This window comes from Jiangella anatolica (assembly GCF_003236295.1).
GTDB lineage: Bacteria > Actinomycetota > Actinomycetes > Jiangellales > Jiangellaceae > Jiangella > Jiangella anatolica.
In genome coordinates, this window is sequence record NZ_POTW01000229.1 from 1 (window position 1) to 423 (window position 423).

At 66.7% G+C, this 423-nt stretch carries 1 protein-coding gene; it reads right to left on the reverse strand.

Going from position 1 to position 423, the window contains the following annotated elements:
* Nucleotides 1-423: aconitase family protein (locus C1I92_RS35960; RefSeq protein WP_499799515.1), on the reverse strand; the 423-nt coding region annotated here is incomplete at both ends.

A 423-nucleotide genomic window follows, 5' to 3' on the forward strand; every position in this document is an offset into this window, starting at 1 on the left:
TTGACGCGCAGCGCTCGCCCGGCTGCAGGCGGTCGTCGTTCATGCCCAGGCACATCGAACACCCCGGGTCGCGCCATTCAAAACCGGCATCGACGAAGATGCGGTCGAGCCCTTCGGCCTCGGCCTGGCGTTTGACCAGTCCGGAGCCCGGCACCACAAGCGCCTGCACGATGTTGGCCGCAACGTGCTTGCCGGCCACCACACGCGCCGCGGCACGCAGATCTTCGATACGTGCATTCGTGCACGAGCCGATGAAAATCTTGTCGAGTGCGATGTCGCGCAGCGGCGTGCCCGGCTCGAGTCCCATGTAGGTAAGCGCCCGGGTGATGCCTTGCCGCTTGATGGGGTCGCTTTCCTCGGCCGGGTCGGGCACACGGCCGTCGATGGTGACCACCATCTCGGGCGAGGTGCCCCAGGTGACGT